Genomic DNA, 6,655 nt, shown 5'->3' with positions numbered 1-6,655 from the left:
TCAACACCGGCCGAACACGATCCTGGCCATACGTGGCCAACACCGCCTGCGCCTCGATCGGATCACCCAGCGGCGTACCCGTCCCATGCGCCTCGACCGCGTCCACGTCCGCCGCCACCAGCCCCGCAGCGGCCAACGCCCGCCGGATGACGCGCTGCTGTGACGGACCGTTCGGCGCCGTCAGACCATTCGACGCACCGTCCTGGTTCACCGCACTGCCCCGCACCACCGCCAACACCCGATGCCCAAGCCGCTCCGCATCCGACAACCGCTCCACCAGCAGCACGCCCGCGCCCTCGGCCCACCCCGTGCCGTCCGCCGAGGCCGCGAACGACTTGGATCGGCCGTCGGGGGCGAGCCCGCGCTGGCGGGAGAACTCGACAAAGGCGTCCGGCCCGGCCATCACCGTCACCCCACCGGCCAGCGCCATCGAGCACTCCCCCGCCCGCAACGCCTGCGCCGCCAGATGCAGCGCCACCAGGGACGACGAACACGCGGTATCCACTGTCACCGCAGGACCCTCGAGCCCCAGCACATACGACACCCGACCCGACAGCACACTGCCCGCGCCGCCGGTCATGAGGTACCCCTCGGAGCCGTCGGGGGCCGTGTCGAGACGGCTGGTGTAGTCGTAGTTGACCATTCCGGCGAAGACACCAATGTCCTGGCCACGGAGCGAGACGGGGTCGATCCCGGCTCGTTCCAACGCCTCCCATGACGTCTCCAGCAGCAACCGCTGCTGCGGATCCATCGCCAACGCCTCGCGCGGCGAGATCCCGAAGAAGTCGGCGTCGAACTCGGCCGCGTCGTAGAGGAAACCACCCCGCCTCGCGTAACTGGTCCCCGCGTGGTCCGGGTCGGGGTCGAACAGGTTCTCCAGATCCCAGCCACGGTCCACCGGGAACTCCCCGATGCCCTCGGCCCCCGCCAGGACCAGTTCCCACAGGTCCTCCGGCGAGGCCACGCCACCCGGCAACCGGCAGGCCATACCCACGATCGCGATCGGCTCGGTGGGATCGCCCGCCGACCACGTCGATCCGGTCCGTTCGGTGTCCTGTCCGAGAAGCCGGGCGTGCAGGAACGACGCGAGCGCGGCCGGTGTCGGATGGTCGAAGGCGAGCGTGGTGGGCAGCTCGGTGCCGCTCAGGTCTCGCAGGCGGTTGCGGAGCCGGACCACGTTCAGGGAGTCGAAGCCGAGGTCCTGGAAGGCCCGTTCGCCGTCGATCGCCGAGGCGTCGTCGTGCCCCAGCACGGCTGCCACGCTGCTCAGCACCAGGCCCAGGACCAGCCGGTGCCGCTCGGGTTCGGTGCCGACCATCAGCCGCTCTGCGAAGGTCGTGGCGTTGGCGTCCTGGGGCGCCATGGGCTCCGGCAGCGACCGAGGACCCGGCTCACCCACTGTGGAGGCGTCCGATACGGGGGCATCCGGCCAGTACCGCCGGTGCTGGAAGGCGTACGTAGGCAAGTCGACCCCGCGCCGCGCGGTTCCCGGGACCAGCGCGGTCCAGTCGACCGGGACACCACGGACATGCAGCCGAGCGAGCGCGGCCACGGCGGCGACCGGATCGGACTGTTCGCCGTGCAACGTGGGCACGAACATGGCCCGGTCGGCGCCGTCGCCCAGCGCTTCCTGCGCCATGGCGGTAAGGACACCATCGGGGCCGAGTTCGAGGAAGGTCGTGACGTCCCGGGTGTGGAGCGTGGTGACGCCGTCGAGGAAACGGACGGTCCTGCGTGCGTGCTCGACCCAGTAGTCAGGGGAGCACAGCTGGTCGGGGGTGGCCAACTCGCCCGTGACGTTGGAGACGATCGGCACCGCCGGAGGCGCGTACGACAGCCCGGCGGCGATTGCGCGGAACTCGTCGAGCATGCCGTCCATGTGCGCGGAGTGGAAGGCGTGGCTGACGCGCAGGCGCTTGGTCCGGTGCCCCTGGGCCGCGCATATCCGCTCAACGGCCACCACAGCGTCCTGGTCGCCGGAGACGACGACAGAGGCGGGCCCGTTGACCGCGGCGATGTCCACGGCACCCGGTGCGTCGGCCAGCAGAGAGCGAGCCACCGACTCGGGGACGTTGAGCGCCACCATCGTGCCGTCGGGCAGGGCCTGCATCAGCCGCCCCCGCGCGGCCAGCAGCGCGGCCGCGTCGTCAAGGGACAGCACGCCCGCCACATGGGCCGCGGTCAGCTCACCCATGGAGTGGCCGGCGAGGAAGTCGGGACGCGCTCCCCAGGACTCGTACAGCCTGAACAGCGCGGTCTCCAGCGCGAACAGCCCCGCCTGAGCGAACACCGTGCGGTCGAGCAACTCCGCCTCGGGGGTCCCGGGCTGGGCGAACACGACGTCCCGGACGGGGTGTGCGACATGCCCTGCGTCGACCAGATGGCGATCCAGTCGCGCGCAGGCCGCGTCGAAGGCATCGCGGAACACGGGGTACCGTGCGTGCAGTTCCCGGCCCATTCCTGGGTGCTGGCTGCCCTGTCCGGTGAACAGCACCGCGAGCCTGCCGGGGCTCGGCACACCTCGCGCCACGGGGCCATCGCTGGGCCCGGTGATGGCATCCAGCCCGCTGAGCAACTCCGCGCGCCCCGAGCCCACGACCACGGCCCGGTGGTCGAATGTGGCCCGTGTGGTGATCAGCGAGTGCGCGATGTCGCCCGGGTCGAACTCCGGGTGGCTGCGGGCGAATTCCGCGACGCGGGCAGCCTGGCCGTACAGCGCCTCGGCGCTCCTGGCCGAGATCACCCACGGTACGGCGGGGATAGGGTCCGGATCCTCCGTGGCGGGCTCGACGGCGATGCCCGGTGCCTGCTCCACAATCACATGGGCGTTGGTGCCGCTGACGCCGAACGCGGACACTCCGGCCCGGCGCGGACGCCCCACCTCCGGCCACGCACGCCCCTCGGTCAGCAACTCCACCGAGCCCGCCGACCAGTCCACCTCCGGTGTGGGGGCGTCGACGTGCAGCGTCCGTGGCAGGACACCGTGCCGCATCGCCATGACCATCTTGATCACACCGGCCACGCCCGCGGCGGCCTGGGCATGGCCGATGTTGGACTTCACCGAGCCCAGCCACAGCGGCCGGTCACGGTCCTGGCCGTAGGTGGCGAGGATGGCCTGCGCCTCGATGGGATCGCCCAGTGCCGTACCCGTGCCATGCGCCTCGACCACGTCCACCTCGGCGGCCGACACTCCCGCGCCGGCCAGCGCCTGCCGGATGACGCGCTGCTGTGACGGGCCGTTCGGCGCCGTCAGACCGTTCGACGCGCCGTCCTGGTTCACCGCACTGCCCCGCACCACCGCCAGCACCTGGTGACCGTTACGCTCCGCGTCCGACAGCCGCTCCAGGAGCAGCACACCCACACCTTCGGCCCACCCCGTGCCATCGGCCGAGGCGGCGAAGGGCTTGCACCGGCCGTCGACCGACAGTCCGCGCTGGCGGGAGAAGTCCACGAAGGCGTCGGGCCCGGCCATCACCGTCACGCCGCCGGCCAGCGCCATCGAGCACTCCCCCGACCGCAGCGCCTGCGCGGCCAGATGCAGTGCCACCAACGACGACGAACACGCCGTGTCCACCGTGACCGCGGGTCCCTCCAGGCCCAGGGTGTAGGCCACGCGCCCGGACAGGACGGCCGCGGAGACGCCGGTGATCCGGTGCCCCTCGACCTCGTCCGGAACATGGCGCAGGCGGATCGCGTAGTCCTGGGTGTTCATTCCGGTGAACACTCCGATGGCACTGCCGCCCAACGTGGTCGGGTCGATGCCGGCCCGCTCGAACACCTCCCATGAGGTTTCCAGCAGCAGCCGCTGCTGCGGATCCATCGCCAGCGCCTCACGCGGTGAGATGCCGAAGAACTCGGCGTCGAAACCGGCGGCGTCGGGCAGGAAGGCGCCGTGCCGGACGTAGGAGGTGCCGGGGTGGTCCGGGTCGCGGTCGTAGAGCGCGGACAGATCCCAGCCACGGTCGTCCGGGAAGTCGCCGACGGCGTCACCGCCTTCGTTGATCAGCTGCCAGAAGTCCTCGGGGCTGTTCGCCCCGCCCGGGAAACGGCAGCTCATCGCCACGATGGCGATGCCATCCTCCGAAGCCCCGCCCGCGGGTGCCGGGGCGGCAGGGGCGGTCGGCGCCCCCAGCAGCTCGGTGTGCAGATGCCGGGTGAGGGTCCGTGGGCTGGGGTGGTCGTAGAGCAGGGTCGAGGGCAGTCGGAGGCCGGTGGCGGCGTTGAGCCGGTTGCGCAGTTCCACGGACGTCAGCGAGTCGAACCCCAGCTCCCGGAAGGCCCGTTCGGTGGCGATGCCGTCCGGCGAGGAGTGTCCGAGCACCTGGGCGGCATGGTGCGTGACCAGGTCCAGCAGCGTCTGCTCCCGTTCGGCGGGGCCCACTGACTCCAGCCGCCGTACGAGGTCGGTCCGCGGCGCTGCCGTACGGCTCACGACCCGGCGGCCCGGTGGCACCAGCTTGTGCAGCAGAGGAACGACGGGGGTGGCCGCCGCGCCGGCGCGCAGTCCCGCGAGGTCCAGGCGGGCCGCCACCAGCGCGGGCGTGGCGCTGCGCAGACCGGCGTCGAACAGCGCCAGACCGGTCTCCTCCGCCAGTGCGGTCATGCCGAAGCGCCTGGTGTGCTGCCGCAGATCGGCCGCGGTGAGATGTGCGGTCATCTCGCTGCTGAGCGCCCAGTGGCCCCAGGCGAGCGAGATGGCCGGGAGCCCTTCCGCCCTGCGCTGCTGGGCGAAGGCGTCCAGGAAGGCGTTGGCCGCGGCGTAGTTGGCCTGTCCGGGGTTGCCGAAGACGCCCGCGGCCGAGGAGAACACCACGAAGGCGGCGAGCTCCATGTCGCGCGTCAGCTCGTGCAGGATGAGGGCCGCGTCCGCCTTGGGACGGAGGACGGTGTCCAGCCGTTCGGGTGTCATGGCGGTGACCACGCCGTCGTCCAGGACCCCGGCGGCGTGGACGACCGCCGTGAGGGGCGCTGCGGCGGGGAGCGAGGCCAGCAGGTCCGCCACCGCGGTCCGGTCTGCGATGTCGCAGGCCACGGTGCGTACGGACGCGCCCAGCGCACCGAGTTCGGAAGCCAGCTCCGCCGCGTCTTCGGCCGCGCCGCCACGGCGGCTGACCAGCAGGAGGTTGCGTACGCCGTGCTCGGCCGCGAGGTGCCGGGCGAACAGCCGGCCCAGTGCACCGGTGCCACCGGTGATGAGAACCGTGCCGGTCGGGTCCAGCACTCGCGGTGGCTCTTCCTCGCTCGGCGTGGCGCGCACCAGCCTCGGTACGGATGCCGCCCCGGCGGTGATGGCGATCTGCGGTTCGCCGGTGGCCAGTGCGGCGGGCAGCAACGCGCCGGAGGCGTCATCCTCGTCCATCGCTGCCAGAGCCAGCCGGTCCGGGGCCTCGGACTGTGCCGAACGCACCAGTCCCCATACCGCCGCGCAGATCGGGTCGGTGACCTCGCGTGTGACGATGACCAGCCGCGCATCCATCTCGGGTGCGGCCAGCCATGCCTGGACCCACTCCAGCGCCTGCGAGGTGAGCGCCCGGAGGCCGTGCGTGGTGTCCGTCAGGTCCACGCGCACGAAGGGCGGTACGTCGTCATGGTCGGCCAACGTTGTCAACTCGGCCGGACTCGTCACCGTCACCATCGCCGGGTCGGAGGTGGCCCGGGAGACAGGGAGGGGGAACCACTCCACTTCGAACAGCGTGTCCTGCGGTTCCGTCCCGTCTGCCGATACCAACACGTCGGCCGGGAGCGGCCGCGACATCACCGAGCCCACGGACCCGAGCGCCCTCCCGGCAGAGTCCGCCAGCTGCAGCGTCGCGCCGCTCTGACCGTCCGGGCTGATGCGTGTGCGCAGTGCGGTCGCACCGGACGCGGACAGGGACACCGTGCGGTAGGCAACGGGCAGTGCCGTTGCCTCGGCGCGCGTGTCGGCGTGGCATACGGCTTCCAGCAAGGCGGGGTGCAGTGTGCAGCGCGCGGCTTCGGCCTGCTGGTCATCGGCCAGTTCCACCTCGGCGAACACGTCGGTGCCACGGGTCCACGCTGAGCGGAGCACGCGGAACGCCGGGCCAATGCCACGTCCAGCCCGTGCCAGATCGTCGTACACCTGGTCCACATCGATGGGAGTGGCTCCCGGTGGCGGCCACATCGCGAGGTCGATGTCGGGCGCGGTGGTGGCCTGGGCCAGCATGCCGGTGACATGTCGGGTCCAGTCCGTACTGCGAGACCCGTTGCCCTGCTGGCGGGAGTGGACGGTGAGACGCCGTCGGCCGGAGTCATCCGCCCCACCGACGACCACCTGGAGCTGCACACCCATGCCCTCCATCAGCACGAGCGGGGCCTCGATCAGCAGCTCGTCGACGGCGCCGCAGCCGACCTCGTCACCGGCGCGCACCGCCAGTTCCACAAAGGCCGATCCGGGGAGGACGGCCGTACCGGCCACCGTGTTGTCGGCCAGCCACGGGTGCGTGCTCAGCGACAGTTGGGAGGTGAACAACACCCCGTCCGTGTCGGGCAGTTCCACCCACGCGCCCAGCAGAGGATGCTGAGCACCGGCAAGGCCGATGGCGGTCACCTCACCGGCCCGGGGGACGCTCTTCAGCCAGTAGTGCTGATGTTGGAAGGCGTAGGTGGGGAGGTCACACGCGGTGTGTGCGGGGAA

General features: G+C 71.6%; 1 protein-coding gene. It reads right to left on the bottom strand.

The genetic code is table 11. The features are described from left to right. On the bottom strand, nt 1-6,655 hold a 6,655-nt coding region (locus tag GWI24_RS38235; protein WP_210950642.1), incomplete at both ends, for a type I polyketide synthase.

Source organism: Streptomyces sp. MK37H, from assembly GCF_018035285.1.
Classification (GTDB): domain Bacteria; phylum Actinomycetota; class Actinomycetes; order Streptomycetales; family Streptomycetaceae; genus Streptomyces; species Streptomyces endocoffeicus.
The sequence above is the reverse complement of the archived record's forward strand: the minus strand, read 5'-3'. Positions and strand labels throughout refer to the sequence as shown.